Below are 17,383 nucleotides of genomic sequence, written 5' to 3'. Positions count from 1 at the left end.
GGTCATACGCCGTGAACGACGCACCGCCGGACTCAGCCAGAACCTTCGTGATCGCAGCCGTCAGCGACGTCTTGCCATGGTCAACGTGACCAATCGTTCCAATGTTGCAGTGCGGCTTCGTCCGCGAAAACTTCTCTTTGGCCATGGTAGCCTCCGTCCAATCTCTCAGTGTTCAGTCGAAGGTTCGGGTCAGGCGTACTTGGCCTGAACCTCGGCGGCGACCGCCGAGGGAACCTGCTCATAGTGGTCGAACTGCATCGTGTAGTTCGCGCGGCCCYGCGAGAAGGAGCGCAGCTGGTTGACGTAGCCGAACATGTTCGCCAGCGGCACCATCGCGTTGATCACGACGGCGTTGCCGCGCATGTCCTGGCCCTGGATCTGGCCACGACGCGAGTTCAGGTCGCCGATGACCGAACCGGTGTAGTCTTCCGGAGTCACGACCTCGACCTTCATGATCGGCTCGAGCAGCACGGAGCCGCCCTTCTGCAGACCTTCGCGCAGCGCTGCACGGGAAGCGATTTCGAAGGCGAGCGCCGACGAGTCGACTTCGTGGAAGGCGCCGTCGATCAGCGTGACCTTGACGTCCACGACCGGGAAGCCGGCGAGAACGCCAGAGCCGATGACCGAGTTCAGGCCCTTCTCGACGCCGGGGATATACTCCTTCGGCACCGAACCGCCGACGACCTTCGACTCGAACTCGAAGCCCTTGCCGGTCTCGTTCGGCTCGATGACGAGCTTGACGCGGGCGAACTGGCCCGTACCACCGGTCTGCTTCTTATGGGTGTAGTCGATCTCGGCCTTCTTGGTCAGCGTCTCGCGATACGCAACCTGGGGCGCGCCAATATTGGCGTCGACCTTGTAGGTGCGCTTCAGGATGTCGACCTTGATGTCGAGATGGAGCTCGCCCATGCCCTTCAGGATGGTCTGGCCGCTCTCCTGGTCGGTCGACACGCGGAAGGACGGATCCTCGTTCGCGAGCTTCGACAGGGCGAGGCCCAGCTTCTCCTGGTCGGCCTTGGACTTCGGCTCGATCGCGATCGTGATGACCGGTTCGGGGAACTCCATGCGCTCCAGGATCACCGCATGGGTGGGATCGCAGAGCGTGTCGCCGGTGCGGACGTCCTTGAGGCCGGCCAGGGCGACGATGTCACCGGCATAAGCCTCCTTGATGTCCTCGCGGTTGTTCGCATGCATCAGCAGCATGCGGCCAACGCGCTCTTTCTTGTCGCGGGTCGAATTGATGACGCCCTGACCCGCCTCGACCTTGCCCGAATAGATGCGGCAGAAGGTGATGGTGCCGACGAAGGGGTCGTCCATGATCTTGAAGGCGAGCATGGAGAACGGATCTTCGTCCGTCGGGTTGCGGGTGGTCGGCTCTTCGGTCTTGAAGTCGATGCCTTCGACCGCGCCGCGATCGACCGGCGACGGCAGGAAGTCGACGACCGCGTCGAGCAGGGGCTGCACACCCTTGTTCTTGAAGGCCGAGCCGCAGAGGACCGGGTGGAAGGCGCGGCGCTGAACGGCCGTGCGGACGAGCTTGCGCAGCGTCTCGGCGTTCGGCTCGGTGCCGTCCAGATAAGCTTCCATCGCGGCGTCGTCCATCTCGACGGCGGCCTCGACGAGCTTCGAGCGATACTCGGCAGCCTTGTCGGCGAGATCGGCCGGGATGTCCTTCTCCTCGAAGGACGCGCCGAGCGCTTCGCCGTTCCAGACGATCGCCTTCATCTTGATCAGGTCGATCACGCCGACGAAGTCGGATTCGGAACCGATCGGGATCTGCAGGCAGACGGGCTTGCCGGCGACGCGGTCGATGATGTCCTGGACGCAGCGATAGAAATCGGCGCCGATCTTGTCCATCTTGTTGACGAASACGAYRCGCGGRACGTCGTACTTGTCGGCCTGGCGCCAGACGGTCTCRGTCTGGGGCTCGACGCCCTGGTTGCCGTCGAGCACGCAGACGGCACCGTCGAGCACGCGCAGCGAACGCTCGACCTCGATGGTGAAGTCGACGTGGCCGGGGGTGTCGATGATGTTCAGGCGGTTGTCGCGCCAGAAGCAGGTCGTCGCGGCGGACGTGATCGTGATGCCGCGCTCCTGCTCCTGCGTCATCCAATCCATCGTGGCGGCGCCATCATGGACTTCGCCGATCTTATGCGACTTGCCGGTGTAGTAGAGGATACGCTCGGTCGTCGTCGTCTTGCCCGCATCGATGTGGGCCATGATGCCGAAGTTACGATAATGATCGATCGGATGAGAACGGGCCATGGTCGTGTGTCCTGAAGTCCGGGCTTCCGCTTACCAGCGGTAGTGCGAGAAGGCGCGGTTGGCTTCCGCCATCCGGTGCGTGTCTTCACGCTTCTTGACGGCGTTGCCGCGGTTGTTCGCAGCATCCATCAGCTCGGCCGAGAGACGCTCGACCATCGTCTTGTCGTTGCGGCCACGCGCGGCCGAGATCAGCCAGCGGATCGCCAGCGCCTGACGGCGCTCGGTGCGAACCTCGACCGGAACCTGGTAGGTCGCGCCGCCGACGCGGCGGGAACGGACCTCGATCGCCGGAGCGACGTTCTCGAGCGCCGACTTGAAGACGCCGAGCGGCTCGCTCTTGGTCTTGGCCTCGATGATGTCGAAGGCACCGTAGACGATCCGCTCGGCGGTCGACTTCTTACCTTCGTACATCACGGAGTTCATGAACTTCGTGACGACGATATCGCCGAACTTGGGGTCCGGGATAACTTCGCGCTTTTCGGCACTGTGGCGGCGGGACATCGTCTAGTCTCCGGTCAAATCTTCAACGCGGCGGATCGGCCTGGGCTCATCGCCCGGCCGATCTGGCCGAACTCACTTGGGACGCTTGGCGCCGTACTTCGAACGGCGCTGCTTGCGGTTCTTGACACCCTGCGTGTCGAGCACACCGCGCAGGATGTGATAGCGCACGCCGGGAAGGTCCTTGACGCGGCCGCCGCGGATCATCACCACCGAGTGTTCCTGAAGGTTGTGGCCTTCACCCGGGATGTAACCGATCACCTCGAAGCCGTTGGTCAGACGAACCTTGGCGACCTTGCGGAGCGCGGAGTTCGGCTTCTTCGGGGTCGTCGTATAGACACGCGTGCAGACGCCGCGCTTCTGCGGGCACGACTCGAGCGCCGGGGCGGTGTTACGCGCCTTCACGGGCGAGCGCGGCTTGCGGATGAGCTGGCTGATTGTCGGCATTCTGGCCTCTCGCCCCACTGAGCGTTTGGAAATTCCTGGTCAATCTCCCAGGTCGAGCAAAGCCATGGCATAAACGAAGCCGCGCCATCGGCGCCCTTTCAGGGGCCTCAGGCGCGTTCGCCAGCAGAGGAACACGGAAACTCCGCGTTCATGCATCTCGCCATGTCGTCATTCGACGCTGGAATTCCGACGGAGTTTCGGTCGCGAAACTCGCTTGCAAACAAAGAGGCAAGCGACAAACGTGTCCGACAACCGTCGACAGTGGCGCGCTTATGACTCGAACAGAGATTCGCGTCAACCCCGAAACCGCCGAAAAGGCTGGGGTTTTGCGGGGTTCGGGCCACTTGGCCCCTCGCCTGCCCTTTCACGAAACAAAAAGGCCGCCCGGGAGGGGCGGCCTTTCCGATGATTGCCGGTCTTCGCCGGTGGCTGAGCTTACTCGGCCGCCGGCAGCACCGCAGCGGCCTGGGCCGCGGCCTTGGCAGCCGCATCGGCCTTCTGGCCGACGATGAGGTCGTCGCGGCGCGTGGCCACCTGCTTGATGCGGGCGACCTGGGCGCCGGTGCCGGCCGGGATGAGCGAGCCGACGATGACGTTCTCCTTGAGGCCCTCGAGCATGTCCGACTTGCCGTTGACCGCCGCCTCGGTGAGGACGCGGGTGGTCTCCTGGAASGACGCCGCCGAGATGAAGGAGCGSGTCTGCAGCGAGGCCTTGGTGATGCCGAGCAGGACCGGCACGCCGGAAGCCGGCTTCTTGCCCTCCTCGCGCATCTTCGCGTTGATCTCCTCGAGTTCGACGCGATCGACCTGGTCGCCGGTCAGGATGTCGGTATCGCCCGACTCCGTGATCTCGACCTTCTGCAGCATCTGACGGACGATGACCTCGATGTGCTTGTCGTTGATGCCGACGCCCTGGAGGCGATAGACCTCCTGGATCTCGTTGACCAGATAAGCCGCSAGCTCYTCGACGCCCTTGATCGCCAGAATGTCGTGCGGGGCCGGGTTGCCGTCGAGGATGTAGTCGCCGACTTCCACGACGTCGCCGTCCTGGAGGTGGATGTGCTTGCCCTTCGGGATCAGGTACTCGACCCCGTCGGAACCGTCATGCGGCGTCAGCGTCACGCGGCGCTTGTTCTTGTAGTCCTTGCCGAAGCCGATCACGCCCGACTTCTCGGCAATGATCGCCGCGTCCTTCGGACGACGCGCCTCGAACAGCTCCGCCACGCGCGGCAGACCACCGGTGATGTCGCGGGTCTTGGCCGAGTCGGTCGAGACACGCGCCAGCACGTCGCCGGCCTTGATCGAGTGGCCAGGCTCCACCGAGATGATGCCGTCGACAGGCAGGATGTAGCGGGCATCGCCACCACGGGCGAGCTTCGCGATCTTGCCGTCAGGCCCCGTGATCGTCATCGCGGGCTTGAGGTCGGCCGTACGGGCCGAGCCACGCCAGTCGATGACGACGCGCTTGGAGATGCCGGTCGCCTCGTCGGTCGTCTCGGTCATCGACATGCCGTCCACGAGATCCTCGTAGCCGACCTTGCCGTCCACCTCCGCCAGGATCGGGCGGGAATAGGGATCCCACTCGATCAGGCGCTGGCCGCGCTTGACCTTGTCGCCCTCGTCGACCCGCAGCTTCGAGCCGAACTGGACACGATGGACCGCGCGCTCGGCGCCATCAGGCCCGACGATCACGATGGCGATGTTGCGCGCCATGGCGATGAGGTCGCCGTCCGAGTTCCGCGCGACGTTGCGGTTGCGCATCTTGACCGTGCCTTCGAAGTTCGACTCGACGAAGGACTGGTCGGCGATGGTGGCCGCGCCGCCGATGTGGAAGGTACGCATGGTGAGCTGCGTGCCCGGCTCGCCGATCGACTGCGCCGCGATGACGCCGACGGCCTCACCCATGTTGACGGGCGTGCCGCGGGCGAGGTCGCGCCCATAGCAGGTCGCGCAGACGCCGTTCTTGGTCGCGCAGGTGAGAACCGAGCGGATCTTCACCTCCTGGACGCCGGCGGCGTTGATCTTCTCGATATGGCTCTCCTCGATCATCGTGCCCTTCGGCACGAGGACGTTGCCGTCGATATCGGTCACGTCCTCGGCCGCCGAGCGTCCCAGGATGCGCACGCCGAGCGAAGCCACGACCTGGCCGGCATCGACGATGGCGCGCATCTTGATGCCGTTGTCGGAGCCGCAATCGACCTCGGAGATGATCGCGTCCTGCGCCACGTCGACGAGACGGCGGGTGAGATAGCCGGAGTTGGCCGTCTTGAGCGCCGTGTCGGCGAGGCCCTTACGGGCGCCGTGGGTCGAGTTGAAGTACTCGAGAACGTCGAGGCCTTCCTTGAAGTTCGAGATGATCGGGCTCTCGATGATCTCGCCCGACGGCTTGGCCATCAGGCCGCGCATGGCGGCGAGCTGGCGCATCTGCGCCGGCGAACCGCGGGCACCCGAGTGCGACATCATGTAGATCGAGTTGATCTGCTTGTCGCGGCCGGTCTCGTCCTTCTGGACGGTCGAGATGCGGGCCATCATCTCCTGGGCGAGCTTGTCGGAGCACTTCGCCCAGGCGTCGACGACCTTGTTGTACTTCTCGCCCTGCGTGATCAGGCCGTCCTGGTACTGCTGCTCGTAATCCTTGGCGAGCGCGCGGGTGGTGTCGACGATCTGCCACTTGTTCTCCGGCACGACCATGTCGTCCTTGCCGAAGGAGATGCCGGCCTTGAAGGCGTGCTTGAAGCCGAGCCCCATGACGCGGTCGCAGAAGATCACCGATTCCTTCTGACCGCAGCCGCGATACACGGCGTCGATCATTCCGGAGATCTCCTTCTTCGTCATCAGCTTGTTGACGACGTCGAAGGACACGGCCGGGTGCTCCGGCAGCGCGGTCGAGAGGATCACGCGGCCCGGCGTGGTGTCGTAGATCTTCGTGTACGGCTTGCCGTCATGGCCGACGCCGGTCCAGCGATATTTGATCTTCGAATGCAGCGTCACGACCTTCTCGTGCAGCGCGTATTCGAGCTCACCGAAATCGCCGAAGATCTTGCCCTGGCCCGGCTCGCCATCCGAGATGATCGAGAGGTAGTAGAGGCCGAGCACGATGTCCTGCGACGGCACGATGATCGGCTGGCCGTTCGCCGGGTGCAGGATGTTGTTGGTCGACATCATCAGCACGCGCGCTTCCAGCTGCGCCTCAAGCGACAGCGGGACGTGCACGGCCATCTGGTCGCCGTCGAAGTCCGCGTTGAAGGCGGCGCAGACCAGCGGGTGGAGCTGGATCGCCTTGCCCTCGATCAGCACSGGCTCGAAGGCCTGGATGCCGAGRCGGTGSAGCGTCGGWGCGCGGTTCAGCATMACCGGATGCTCGCGGATGACCTCGTCCAGGATATCCCAGACTTCCGGCTTCTCCTTCTCGACSAGCTTCTTGGCCTGCTTGACCGTGGTCGAGTAGCCCTTGGCGTCGAGGCGCGCATAGATGAACGGCTTGAACAGCTCGAGCGCCATCTTCTTCGGCAGGCCGCACTGGTGCAGCTTCATCTCCGGACCGACGACGATGACCGAGCGGCCGGAATAGTCGACGCGCTTGCCGAGCAGGTTCTGGCGGAAGCGGCCCTGCTTGCCCTTCAGCATGTCGGCGAGCGACTTCAGCGGGCGCTTGTTGGCACCCGTGATGACGCGGCCGCGGCGGCCGTTATCGAACAGGGCGTCGACGGATTCCTGCAGCATCCGCTTCTCGTTGCGGATGATGATGTCCGGCGCGCGCAGCTCGATGAGGCGCTTCAGGCGGTTGTTRCGGTTGATGACSCGGCGATAGAGGTCGTTCAGGTCCGAAGTCGCGAAGCGGCCGCCATCGAGCGGAACGAGCGGACGCAGATCCGGCGGGATGACCGGGATCTGGGTCATCACCATCCATTCCGGCTTGTTGCCCGACTCCTGGAAGGCCTCGATGATCTTGAGGCGCTTCATCAGCTTCTTGGGCTTCAGCTCGGAGGTCGTCGTCGCGATCTCRTGCTTGAGATCGGCGTTGATCTGGTCGAGATCGAGCGCGCGCAGCATTTCGCGGATGGCTTCCGCGCCGATCATGGCGGTGAAGGTGTCCGCGCCGTACTCCTCCTGGCAGCGGACATACTCCTCCTCCGACAGCAGCTGGCGGTCCTTGAGCGGGGTCAGGCCCGGCTCGATGACGACGTAGCTTTCGAAGTAGAGGATGCGCTCGAGGTCCTTGAGCGGCATATCCATCAGGAGGCCGATGCGCGAGGGCAGCGACTTCAGGAACCAGATATGCGCGACGGGAGCGGCGAGCTCGATATGGCCCATGCGCTCGCGCCGGACGCGGGCGAGCGTGACTTCGACGCCGCACTTCTCGCAGATGACGCCCTTGAACTTCATGCGCTTGTACTTGCCGCACAGGCACTCGTAGTCCTTGATCGGCCCGAAGATGCGCGCGCAGAACAGGCCGTCACGCTCCGGCTTGAACGTGCGGTAGTTGATCGTCTCGGGCTTTTTGATCTCGCCATACGACCAGGACAGGATCTTCTCCGGGCTCGCGATCGAGATCTTGATCGCGTCGAAGGCCTGCTGGACCGGCTGCTGGCCGAAAAGGTTCATGACCTCTTGCTTCATCGCCTGTCTCCTTCGGCCGGTGGGGGCTTAAGGGCCACCCTGCCCGGCTCGTCAATTCCGTAGGCCGGCGGCGTGAGTGCCGCCGGCAATGTTCAAGGCTCGGTCGCGGCTTATTCGGCCGCTTCGGCGGGCGGCAACTCGCCCGGCTTCACCTTGTTGTTGATCAGCTCGACGTTGAGGCCGAGCGAGCGCATCTCCTTGACGAGAACGTTGAAGCTCTCGGGGATGCCCGCCTCGAAGTTGTCCTCGCCGCGCACGATCGACTCGTAGACCTTGGTGCGGCCSGCCACGTCGTCSGACTTCACCGTCAGCATTTCCTGCAGGGTGTAGGCSGCGCCGTAGGCTTCGAGMGCCCASACYTCCATTTCSCCGAAGCGCTGRCCGCCGAACTGSGCCTTGCCGCCCAGCGGCTGCTGGGTGACGAGCGAGTACGGACCGATCGAACGCGCGTGGATCTTATCGTCGACCAGGTGGTGCAGCTTGAGCATGTAGATGTAGCCCATCGTCACCTTGCGGTCGAAAGGCTCACCCGTGCGGCCGTCATAGAGGGTCGACTGACCCGACGAGTGGAGACCAGCCTGCTCCAGGAGCCGCTCGATATCGGCCTCCTTGGCGCCATTGAACACCGGCGTCGCCACCGGCACGCCGCGGCGCAGGTTCTGGCCCATCTCGACGAGCTCGTTCTCGTCCATCGAGGCGATGATCTCGTTATCCTCGTAGACGGCGTCGAACTGAGCCTTCAGCGCCTTGAAGTCGCTCGTCTTCTTGTAGGCGTCGAGCGCCTTGCCGATCTGCTTGCCGAGACCGGCGGCCGCCCAGCCCAGATGCGTCTCAAGGATCTGACCGACGTTCATGCGCGASGGCACGCCCAGCGGGTTCAGCACGATGTCGGCATGGGTGCCGTCCTCGAGGAACGGCATGTCCTCCACCGGCACGATGCGCGAGACCACGCCCTTGTTGCCGTGACGGCCGGCCATCTTGTCGCCCGGCTGGATCTTGCGCTTCACCGCGACGAAGACCTTGACCATCTTCATCACGCCCGGGGGCAGTTCGTCGCCGCGCTGCAGCTTCTCGACCTTGTCGAGGAAGCGCTGCTCAAGGCGCTTCTTCGACTCGTCGTACTGCTTCCGCATCGCCTCGATCTCGGTCATCAGCGAGTCTTCGGCGGTGGCGAACAGCCACCATTGCGAACGCGGGAACTCGCTCATCACCTCGCGGGTGATGACCGTGTCCTTCTTGAAGCCCTTCGGACCGGCCAGGCCGGTCTTGCCGGTCAGGATCTCGGCCAGACGCGCGAAGGTGTTGCGGTCCAGGATCGCCTGCTCGTCGTCGCGGTCCTTGGCGAGACGCTCGATCTCCTCGCGCTCGATCGCCTGGGCGCGCTCGTCCTTGTCGACGCCGTGGCGRTTGAACACGCGSACGTCGACGATGGTGCCCTGCACGCCCGGSGGAACRCGCAGCGAGGTGTCGCGAACGTCCGAAGCCTTCTCGCCGAAGATGGCGCGCAGCAGCTTCTCTTCCGGCGTCATCGGGCTTTCGCCCTTCGGCGTGATCTTGCCGACGAGGATGTCGCCCGCCGCCACTTCCGCGCCGATATAGACGATGCCGGCTTCGTCGAGGTTCTTCAGCGCCTCTTCCGAAACGTTCGGAATGTCGCGCGTGATCTCCTCCGGGCCGAGCTTGGTATCGCGGGCCATGACCTCGAACTCCTCGATATGGATCGAGGTGAAGATGTCCTGGGAGACGATGTTCTCGGAGAGAAGGATCGAGTCCTCGAAGTTGTAGCCGTTCCACGGCATGAACGCGACGAGCACGTTGCGGCCGAGCGCGAGCTCGCCGAACTCGGTCGACGGGCCGTCGGCGACGATGTCGCCCTTCTTGACGACGTCGCCGACGCGCACCAGCGGACGCTGCGTGATGCAGGTCGACTGGTTCGAGCGCTGGAACTTCTGCAGCCGGTAGATGTCAACGCCCGGCTTCGTCGGGTCCATCTCGTCGGAAGCGCGGATGACAATACGGGTCGCGTCGACCTGGTCGACGACGCCGGAACGGCGGGCCGCGATCGCGGCGCCCGAGTCACGGGCGACGACCGCTTCCATGCCGGTGCCGACGAAAGGCGCGTCGGCGCGAACCAGCGGCACCGCCTGGCGCTGCATGTTCGAGCCCATCAGCGCGCGGTTCGCGTCGTCGTTCTCGAGGAACGGAATCAGCGCCGCGGCGACCGAAACGAGCTGCTTCGGCGACACGTCCTGGAAGTCGACCTTGTCGACCGGCGTGACGATGACCTCGCCGGCGCGGCGGCAGACGATCAGATCGTCGGTCAGGCGGCCTTCCTTGTCGACGGCGGCATTGGCCTGGGCGACGTTGTACTTCGCTTCTTCCATCGCCGAGAGATAGATCACCTCGTCGGTGACCTTGCCGTCGCGGATGCGGCGATACGGGCTCTCGATGAAGCCGTACTTGTTCACCCGCGCGAAGGTCGCGAGCGAGTTGATCAGGCCGATATTCGGGCCTTCCGGCGTCTCGATCGGGCAGATGCGGCCGTAATGCGTCGGATGCACGTCGCGCACCTCGAAGCCGGCGCGCTCRCGGGTCARACCGCCCGGGCCAAGCGCCGAAAGGCGACGCTTATGCGTGACTTCGGAGAGCGGGTTCGTCTGGTCCATGAACTGCGAGAGCTGCGAGGAGCCGAAGAACTCGCGCACGGCGGCAGCCGCCGGCTTGGCGTTGATCAGGTCCTGCGGCATGACCGTGTCGATATCGACCGAGGACATGCGCTCCTTGATGGCGCGCTCCATGCGGAGCAGGCCCAGGCGATACTGGTTCTCCATCAGCTCGCCGACCGAGCGCACGCGGCGGTTGCCGAGATGGTCGATGTCGTCGATCTCGCCCTTGCCGTCGCGCAGGTCGACCAGCGCCTTGACGACCGCGAAGATGTCCTCCTTGCGCAGGATGCGCACGGTGTCCTCGGCGTCGAGGTCGAGGCGCATGTTCATCTTGACGCGGCCGACGGCCGAGAGATCGTAGCGCTCCGGGTCGAAGAACAGCGACTGGAACATGTTCTCAGCCGTCTCGAGGGTCGGCGGCTCGCCCGGACGCATCACGCGGTAGATGTCGAACAGGGCTTCCTCGCGGCGCGAGTTCTTGTCSACGTTSAGCGTGTTGCGGATGTAGGGACCGACCGTGATGTGGTCGATRTCCAGCACCGGGATCTCGTCATAACCGTCATCGGTGAGCTGCTTGAGCAGCTTCTCGGTGATCTCTTCGCCGGCCTCGGCATAGACCTCGCCCGTCGCCGGGTTGACCAGGTCCTCGGCGATGTACTGGGTGTACAGGTCCTCGTCCTGCGCGCGCAGGAACTTGAGGCCCTTCTCGGCGAGCTGGCGGGCAGCGCGGGCGACGAGCTTCTTGCCGGCCTCGACCACGACCTCGCCGGTGTCGGCGTCGATCAGGTCTTCGGTCGCCTTGAAGCCCTTCATGCGCTCCGCGTCGTAGGGAACGCGCCAGCCCTTGGCGTCCTTGGTGTAGGTGATGTGGTTGTAGAAGCGGCTGAGGATCTCCTCGCCGTCCATGCCGAGCGCGAACAGCAGCGAGGTGACCGGGATCTTACGCTTCCGGTCGATACGGGCGTAGACGATGTCCTTGGCGTCGAACTCGATGTCGAGCCAGGAGCCGCGATAGGGGATGATGCGCGCGGCGAAGAGCAGCTTGCCCGAGGAATGGGTCTTGCCCTTGTCGTGGTCGAAGAACACGCCCGGCGAACGGTGCATCTGCGAGACGATGACGCGCTCGGTGCCGTTGACGATGAAGGTGCCGTTATCCGTCATGAGCGGCATGTCGCCCATATAGACATCCTGCTCCTTGATGTCCTTGACGGACTTGGCCTGGGTGTCCGGGTCGATATCGAACACGATCAGGCGCAGCGTCACCTTGAGCGGCGCCGAGAAGGTCATGCCGCGCTGGCGGCACTCGTCGACGTCGTATTTCGGCGGCTCGAAGGTGTACTTCACGAACTCCAGCAGCGAGGCGCCGGAAAAATCGCCGATCGGGAAGACCGACTTGAAGACGGACTGCAATCCCTCGTCAGGCCGGCCGCCCTTGGGTTCGTCGACCATCAGGAACTGGTCGTAGGACGCCTTCTGAACCTCGATGAGGTTCGGCATCTCCGCCACTTCCTTGAGCTTGCCGAAGAACTTGCGGACGCGCCTGCGACCCTGGAGCGAATTGACCATGTTGTTCCTCGCGTTCTGTGGGCATCTTCCGGCAAGTCGCCGCCAATTTGGCGGCCACGCTCCGTAAGGTCCCAACCTCTCCGTTCAGAGCCTGTACCGCCGCCGGCCCTCGGAAGGTCCGCCATCGGTTTCGGCTCCATGGACGGCTCACCCGGCGGTCCGGCCGAGGCGGCCTCGGGCCGCCGGGTGAGCCGTTCGGCGCATCGGCGCCGACCCACGTCTTCGTTCAGAGCTTCACCGCAAGGTTGCGGCTCGCTCCCGCGACAACTCCCGCGCACCAGCGTGGAAACGACGCAACAGCCCCGGAGGCGTGGAGCGCCCCGGGACTGTCTGTTTTGACTACGGTCGGACCGGCATCAGCCGGCCCAAGCTCACTTGAGCTCGACCTTGGCGCCAACGGCCTCGAGCTGCTTCTTGAGCTTCTCGGCCTCGTCCTTGGCAACGCCTTCCTTGACCGGCTTCGGAGCGCCCTCGACCAGATCCTTGGCCTCCTTGAGGCCCAGGCCGGTGATGGCGCGGACTTCCTTGATCACCTCGATCTTCTTGTCGCCGGCGGCGGCAAGAACGACGGTGAACTCGGTCTGCTCTTCAGCAGCAGCGGCGGCAGCGCCACCGGCAGCCGGGCCAGCCGCAACGGCGACGGCGGCGGCAGCGGAAACGCCCCACTTCTCTTCGAGCAGCTTGGCGAGGTCAGCGGCCTCGAGAACGGTGAGCGACGACAGCTCGTCGACGAGCTTGGCGAGATCGGCCATGTTTAACTTCCTGTCTTAAGAGGTTCGAACGATAAGGGTTTGCTGGCTTCAAGCCGCATTCTTGTCGGCGTAAGCCTGAACCACGCGAGCCAGCTTGCCGGCGGGCGCGTTCGTGAGCTGCGCGAGCTTGGTAGCCGGGGCCTGGATAAGGCCGATAAGCTTGGCACGCAGTTCGTCGAGCGAGGGCATCGTGGCCAGGGCCTTGACACCATCGGGGTTCAGGGCGGTCTTGCCCATCGCGCCGCCCAGGATGACGAGCTTGTCGTTCTCCTTGGCGAAAGCGCTGGCGACCTTCGGCGCCGCGACCGGATCGTTGGAATAAGCGATCAGGGTGGGRCCCKTCAGCAGGKKGCTGATGGACGCGACGTCGGTGCCTTCAAGAGCGATCTTGGCCARSCGGTTCTTTGCGACCTTMACAGTGGCGCCATTGGCCTTCATCTCGCGACGAAGCTTCTGGAACTGGGCCACGGTCAAGCCCGCATAGTGGGCCACGACGACGACCGACGTGTTCGCAAACACATCGTTCAGCGACGCGACGGCATCTTTCTTTGCCGCTTTATCCACTGGGCTCTCTCCGGTAGGCGACAAGCTTTCGAGGGCTCGCCGCCGGTTGCAAATGCCGCTCCTGGAACCCCGGTTGACACCGGCGTTCGGCAAAGCGACGCTTGATGCCCTGTCCCCGCTCCCGAGCCTCGATGGAGAGGCCGCGACCGGGCGAGATGGTTCGAACCGTCTTTCCGGATCTTGCGATCCGGGAGTAAGCTCTTGCACCGTCTATGCAGGCCTCTTGGCGAAATTATGCTCCCGGCCGAAGCCGAAACGCACCTGCAGTCTCAGACAGGACTGGATGATTCTCCCCCGGGAAATCACTCCCCCGTCCTCAAATCACCCAATTTTCAGCGGAAACCCGCCGAAAAACGCGAAACGGACCCCTTCGTGTCAAGCACGCCGGAGCCCCATCACTCATGGAAACAGGCGTGCGTATAGCGCTTTCGCCTGCTTCTGCCAAGTAGGCTCTTGACATCACGAAATCAAGAGCGGGTGGGCGACCGGAAAAACCGGCCGCCCTGATCGAGGATCAGCCGCCGACGACGGTGTTCGGCTCGACCTTGACGCCCGGACCCATGGTCGACGAGATCGCGACGCGCTGGATATAGGTGCCCTTGGCGCCGGCCGGCTTGGCCTTGGCGACGGAGTCGACGAACGCCTTGATGTTCTCCGAGAGCTTCTCGGCCGAGAACGAGGCCTTGCCGACGGCGGCGTGGATGATGCCGGCCTTCTCGACGCGGAACTCGACCGAACCGCCCTTCGAGGCGGCGACGGCGGCGGTGACGTCCATGGTCACGGTGCCGACGCGCGGGTTCGGCATCAGGCCGCGCGGGCCGAGCACCTTACCGAGACGGCCGACGAGACCCATCATGTCCGGGGTCGCGATGCAGCGGTCGAAGTTGATCTCGCCCTTCTGGACGGACTCGACCAGCTCCTCGGCGCCGACGATGTCGGCACCCGCAGCCTTGGCCTCGTCAGCCTTGGCGCCACGGGCAAAGACGGCGACGCGCAGCGTGCGGCCCGAGCCGTTCGGCAGGTTGCAGACGCCGCGGACCATCTGGTCGGCGTGACGCGGATCGACGCCGAGATTCATCGCGATCTCGACCGTCTCGTCGAACTTGGCGTTGGCACGCTCCTTGACGAAGGTGACGGCTTGATCGAGCGGGTACAGCTTGGTGCGGTCAATGCCTTCACGGCCCTTGACGACGCGCTTTCCGATATGTGCCATTGTCAGCCTCCCCTCAGCCCACGACTTCCAGGCCCATGGACCTGGCAGARCCMCGGATCATGGCCRMRGCCGATTCGACGKTRTCGCAGTTSAGATCGGCCATCTTCTTCTCGGCGATCTCGGCGATCTGCGCGGTCGTAACCTTGCCGACATTGCCGCCCTTGCCCGGAGTCTTCGAGCCCGAGGTCAGGCCGGCGGCCTTCTTCAGCCAGTACGAGACCGGCGGCTGCTTCATCTCGAAGGTGAAGGAGCGATCGGCATACGCGGTGATGATCACCGGGATCGGCATGCCCTTTTCCATCTGCTGGGTCTTCGCGTTGAASGCYTTGCAGAATTCCATGATGTTGAGGCCGCGCTGACCGAGCGCGGGACCGATCGGCGGCGACGGATTGGCCGCGCCCGCCGGAACCTGAAGCTTCACGTAGCCCGTGATCTTCTTTGCCATGATGGCTGCTCCTGCCGTCCGCTCCGCTGCCTATCGGAACGACGACGCCCCTGCCTGCCGACGCTCTTCGCCGGGGCCGGGGTGGTTGCAGTGCGTGGTGCGGCGCCTGTGATCCGGCTGGCGACCGGCACGCCTTCCACGCGGTTAAGGCGGGGCCTATGGCACAGGCGCACCGGAAAGGGAAGCCCCTCGCACCGCTTTGTCCGTCTCGCGCCGGACCGCCAGGCGGCGACCTTCGGCGTCGCGGCGTCGCGCCTCGCGCGCCAGGATGCTCTCGGCATCGAGGTCGCGGATCGGGATGGCCCGGTCTTGCGGCACGTCACCTTCCAGCTGAAGCGCCAGATAGCGCCCGCAGCAGACCCTGAGGAAGGATGAGAAATTCTCGACCTCTCCCCGCGTCTCGAGCAACTCCTCGTGCAACCGCGTCAACAGTTGCATCAGGGTCATGCCGTCGCGCTGGGCGATTTCTTCCAGGACGCGCCAGTAGAGATTCTCCAGCCTCACGCTGGTCGAATAGCCGCGCATCCGCACCGATTTGAGCCGCGTCTGCCACAGCCCGGCATCGGCTCCGACGAAAAGCCTGCACATGGGCGCCTCCGATCAGGTTCCCGCGAGCGGCATCATAGGCTGGCGGAGGCGAGCTCCGCCAGCCCTTGCCGGCAAGGGATGAGACTCAAGCGGCCTGACGCTGCTGGCCGTGGCTGATCGTCGTGCCGAGGACGTTGAGAAACTGCGACAGCCAGGCGGGATGGGCCGGCCAGGCGGGGGCCGAGACGAGATTGCCGTCGGTGATGGCGCCATCGATGGCGATATCCGCATAGGTGCCGCCGGCAAGCTCGACCTCGGCCCGACAGGCCGGATAGGCCGAGCAGGTGCGGCCCTTCAGCACGCCCGCGCCCGCCAGGAGCTGAGCGCCATGGCAGATCGCCGCCACCGGCTTTCCTGCGGTGAAGAAGTGCCGGACCATCTCGACGACCTTGGCGTTCAGGCGCAGATATTCGGGCGCCCGTCCGCCGGGAATGACCAGCGCGTCGTAGCGGGCCGGGTCGACATCGGCGAAGCTGGCATTCAGCGCGAAGTTGTGGCCGCGCTTTTCGGAATAGGTCTGCTGGCCTTCGAAGTCGTGGATCGCGGTCGCGATCGCATCGCCAGCCTTCTTGTCGGGGCAGACCGCGTGGACGGTATGACCGACCGCAAGCAGCGCCTGGAACGGGACCATGATCTCATAGTCCTCGCCGAAATCGCCGACGATCATCAAAATGCGTTGGCCGCTCATGCTACCCTCCCCGTGTTCCCGCCTTGGTTGGCGGTCACGAGACAGGATAGCCGGAGCGGCCGTTTGCGGGTGTTATCCGGTTAACGCGCGAAGGCGCCGCTCAGAGCTTCTCGACCTGGCTGTATTCCAGCTCGACCGGCGTGGCGCGGCCGAAGATCGAGACGGCGACCTTGAGGCGGGTGCGGGCGTGATCGACATCCTCGACGACGCCGTTGAAGGAGGCGAAGGGGCCATCGGCCACCTTGACCTGCTCGCCAATCTCGAAGACCACCGTCGGCTTCGGACGCTCGATGCCCTCGGCGACCTGGCCCTTGATCCGCATCGCCTCATGCTCGGGGATCGGCATGGGCTTGGCCTTGTCGGCGCCGAGGAAGCCGGTGACCTTCGGCGTGTTCTTGATGAGGTGGTAGACCTCGTCGGTCATCTCGCACTTCACCAGCACATAGCCGGGGAAGAACTTGCGCTCGGTATCGACCTTGCGGCCGCGGCGGACCTCGACGACCTTCTCGGTCGGCACCAGCACCTCGTCGAACTTGTCGGCGAGGTTGCGCTGCGCCGCCTGGTCACGGATCGACTGGGCGACCTTGTTCTCGAAGTTGGAATAGGCGTGGACGATGTACCAGCGGGTGCTCACGTGCGTATTTCCGTTCAACGGGCGCCGAGGATGATGCCGAGGCCCCAGCGGATGATGGTGTCGGTGAAGAGGAAGAACAGGCTGGAGACGACCACCATGGCGAGCACGAGGCCCGTGGTGATCAGCGTCTCCCGGCGCGAGGGCCAGGTGACCTTGGCCGCCTCGGAACGCACGTCCTGCAGGAACTGGAAGGGATTGGATTTCGCCATGAACCACCTCGGGTTCCGAACCGGTCCGCGACCCCTGCCGCGACGCCGAATCGGCCGTCCTGAAACATTCGCGGCGCGGGACCCGGGGGGTCGCGCGCCGTCATCGACCGCCCTCTTACATCGCCTTAGGCCTTTAGCCAAGACCCTTTCGGGGCGCGGGCCGCTTCAGCTCCGCCGTGCCGCGATCAGCAGGAAGAACGGCCGCTCGCGCTCCCTGGCCCAGCTGCT

The 17,383-nt window shown here is 64.6% G+C and carries 14 protein-coding genes; all 14 read right to left on the bottom strand.

The features are described 5' to 3' along the window. The coding region (locus tag AB4Y99_RS13845; protein WP_441523717.1) for a GTP-binding protein at positions 1-145 on the bottom strand (145 nt) is incomplete at its 3' end. Between the two features lie 44 nt (positions 146-189). Beyond that, positions 190-2,265, bottom strand: a complete 2,076-nt coding sequence (fusA, locus tag AB4Y99_RS13840) for an elongation factor G (RefSeq protein ID WP_441523716.1) — start codon at positions 2,263-2,265, stop codon at positions 190-192. 30 nt (positions 2,266-2,295) lie between these two features. After that, on the bottom strand, positions 2,296-2,766 hold the full coding sequence (rpsG, locus tag AB4Y99_RS13835) for a 30S ribosomal protein S7 (protein ID WP_038358287.1): 471 nt from the start codon (positions 2,764-2,766) through the stop codon (positions 2,296-2,298). 72 nt (positions 2,767-2,838) lie between these two features. Continuing rightward, positions 2,839-3,210, bottom strand: a complete 372-nt coding sequence (gene rpsL, locus AB4Y99_RS13830) for a 30S ribosomal protein S12 (RefSeq protein WP_038358286.1) — start codon at positions 3,208-3,210, stop codon at positions 2,839-2,841. 435 nt (positions 3,211-3,645) lie between these two features. Further along, a complete protein-coding gene (rpoC, locus tag AB4Y99_RS13825; RefSeq protein WP_038358283.1) occupies positions 3,646-7,830 on the bottom strand; it encodes a DNA-directed RNA polymerase subunit beta' in 4,185 nt (1,394 codons plus the stop codon). Between the two features lie 110 nt (positions 7,831-7,940). After that, positions 7,941-12,062: a DNA-directed RNA polymerase subunit beta gene (rpoB, locus tag AB4Y99_RS13820; RefSeq protein ID WP_441523715.1), complete on the bottom strand. Its 4,122-nt coding sequence runs from the start codon at positions 12,060-12,062 to the stop codon at positions 7,941-7,943. A 371-nt stretch (positions 12,063-12,433) separates the two neighbouring features. After that, the gene (gene rplL / locus AB4Y99_RS13815; RefSeq protein ID WP_038358279.1) at positions 12,434-12,814 is read right to left on the bottom strand and encodes a 50S ribosomal protein L7/L12; all 381 of its coding nucleotides are present in this window, start codon (positions 12,812-12,814) and stop codon (positions 12,434-12,436) included. A 48-nt stretch (positions 12,815-12,862) separates the two neighbouring features. Then, a complete protein-coding gene (rplJ, locus tag AB4Y99_RS13810; protein ID WP_441523714.1) occupies positions 12,863-13,378 on the bottom strand; it encodes a 50S ribosomal protein L10 in 516 nt (171 codons plus the stop codon). A gap of 514 nt (positions 13,379-13,892) precedes the next feature. Beyond that, positions 13,893-14,591, bottom strand: a complete 699-nt coding sequence (gene rplA, locus AB4Y99_RS13805) for a 50S ribosomal protein L1 (RefSeq protein WP_038358275.1) — start codon at positions 14,589-14,591, stop codon at positions 13,893-13,895. 13 nt (positions 14,592-14,604) lie between these two features. After that, positions 14,605-15,036, bottom strand: a complete 432-nt coding sequence (gene rplK, locus AB4Y99_RS13800) for a 50S ribosomal protein L11 (RefSeq protein ID WP_441523713.1) — start codon at positions 15,034-15,036, stop codon at positions 14,605-14,607. Between the two features lie 156 nt (positions 15,037-15,192). Next, positions 15,193-15,624 carry a ribbon-helix-helix domain-containing protein gene (locus tag AB4Y99_RS13795; RefSeq protein ID WP_051987425.1) on the bottom strand — a complete coding sequence of 144 codons (432 nt, stop codon included), beginning with the start codon at positions 15,622-15,624 and terminating at the stop codon, positions 15,193-15,195. A gap of 85 nt (positions 15,625-15,709) precedes the next feature. Beyond that, positions 15,710-16,312, bottom strand: a complete 603-nt coding sequence (locus tag AB4Y99_RS13790) for a DJ-1/PfpI family protein (protein ID WP_441523712.1) — start codon at positions 16,310-16,312, stop codon at positions 15,710-15,712. A gap of 100 nt (positions 16,313-16,412) precedes the next feature. Further along, the gene (nusG, locus tag AB4Y99_RS13785; RefSeq protein WP_038358269.1) at positions 16,413-16,946 is read right to left on the bottom strand and encodes a transcription termination/antitermination protein NusG; all 534 of its coding nucleotides are present in this window, start codon (positions 16,944-16,946) and stop codon (positions 16,413-16,415) included. Positions 16,947-16,960: 14 nt separating this feature from the next. Continuing rightward, positions 16,961-17,155: a preprotein translocase subunit SecE gene (gene secE, locus AB4Y99_RS13780; protein ID WP_038358268.1), complete on the bottom strand. Its 195-nt coding sequence runs from the start codon at positions 17,153-17,155 to the stop codon at positions 16,961-16,963. Positions 17,156-17,383 lie beyond the last annotated feature (228 nt).

Origin of the sequence: Allobosea sp. TAB14, from assembly GCF_052113865.1 — a bacterium.
Classification (GTDB): Bacteria; Pseudomonadota; Alphaproteobacteria; order Rhizobiales; family Beijerinckiaceae; genus Allobosea; species Allobosea spartocytisi.
This window is presented reverse-complemented; position numbering and strand designations above follow the sequence as displayed.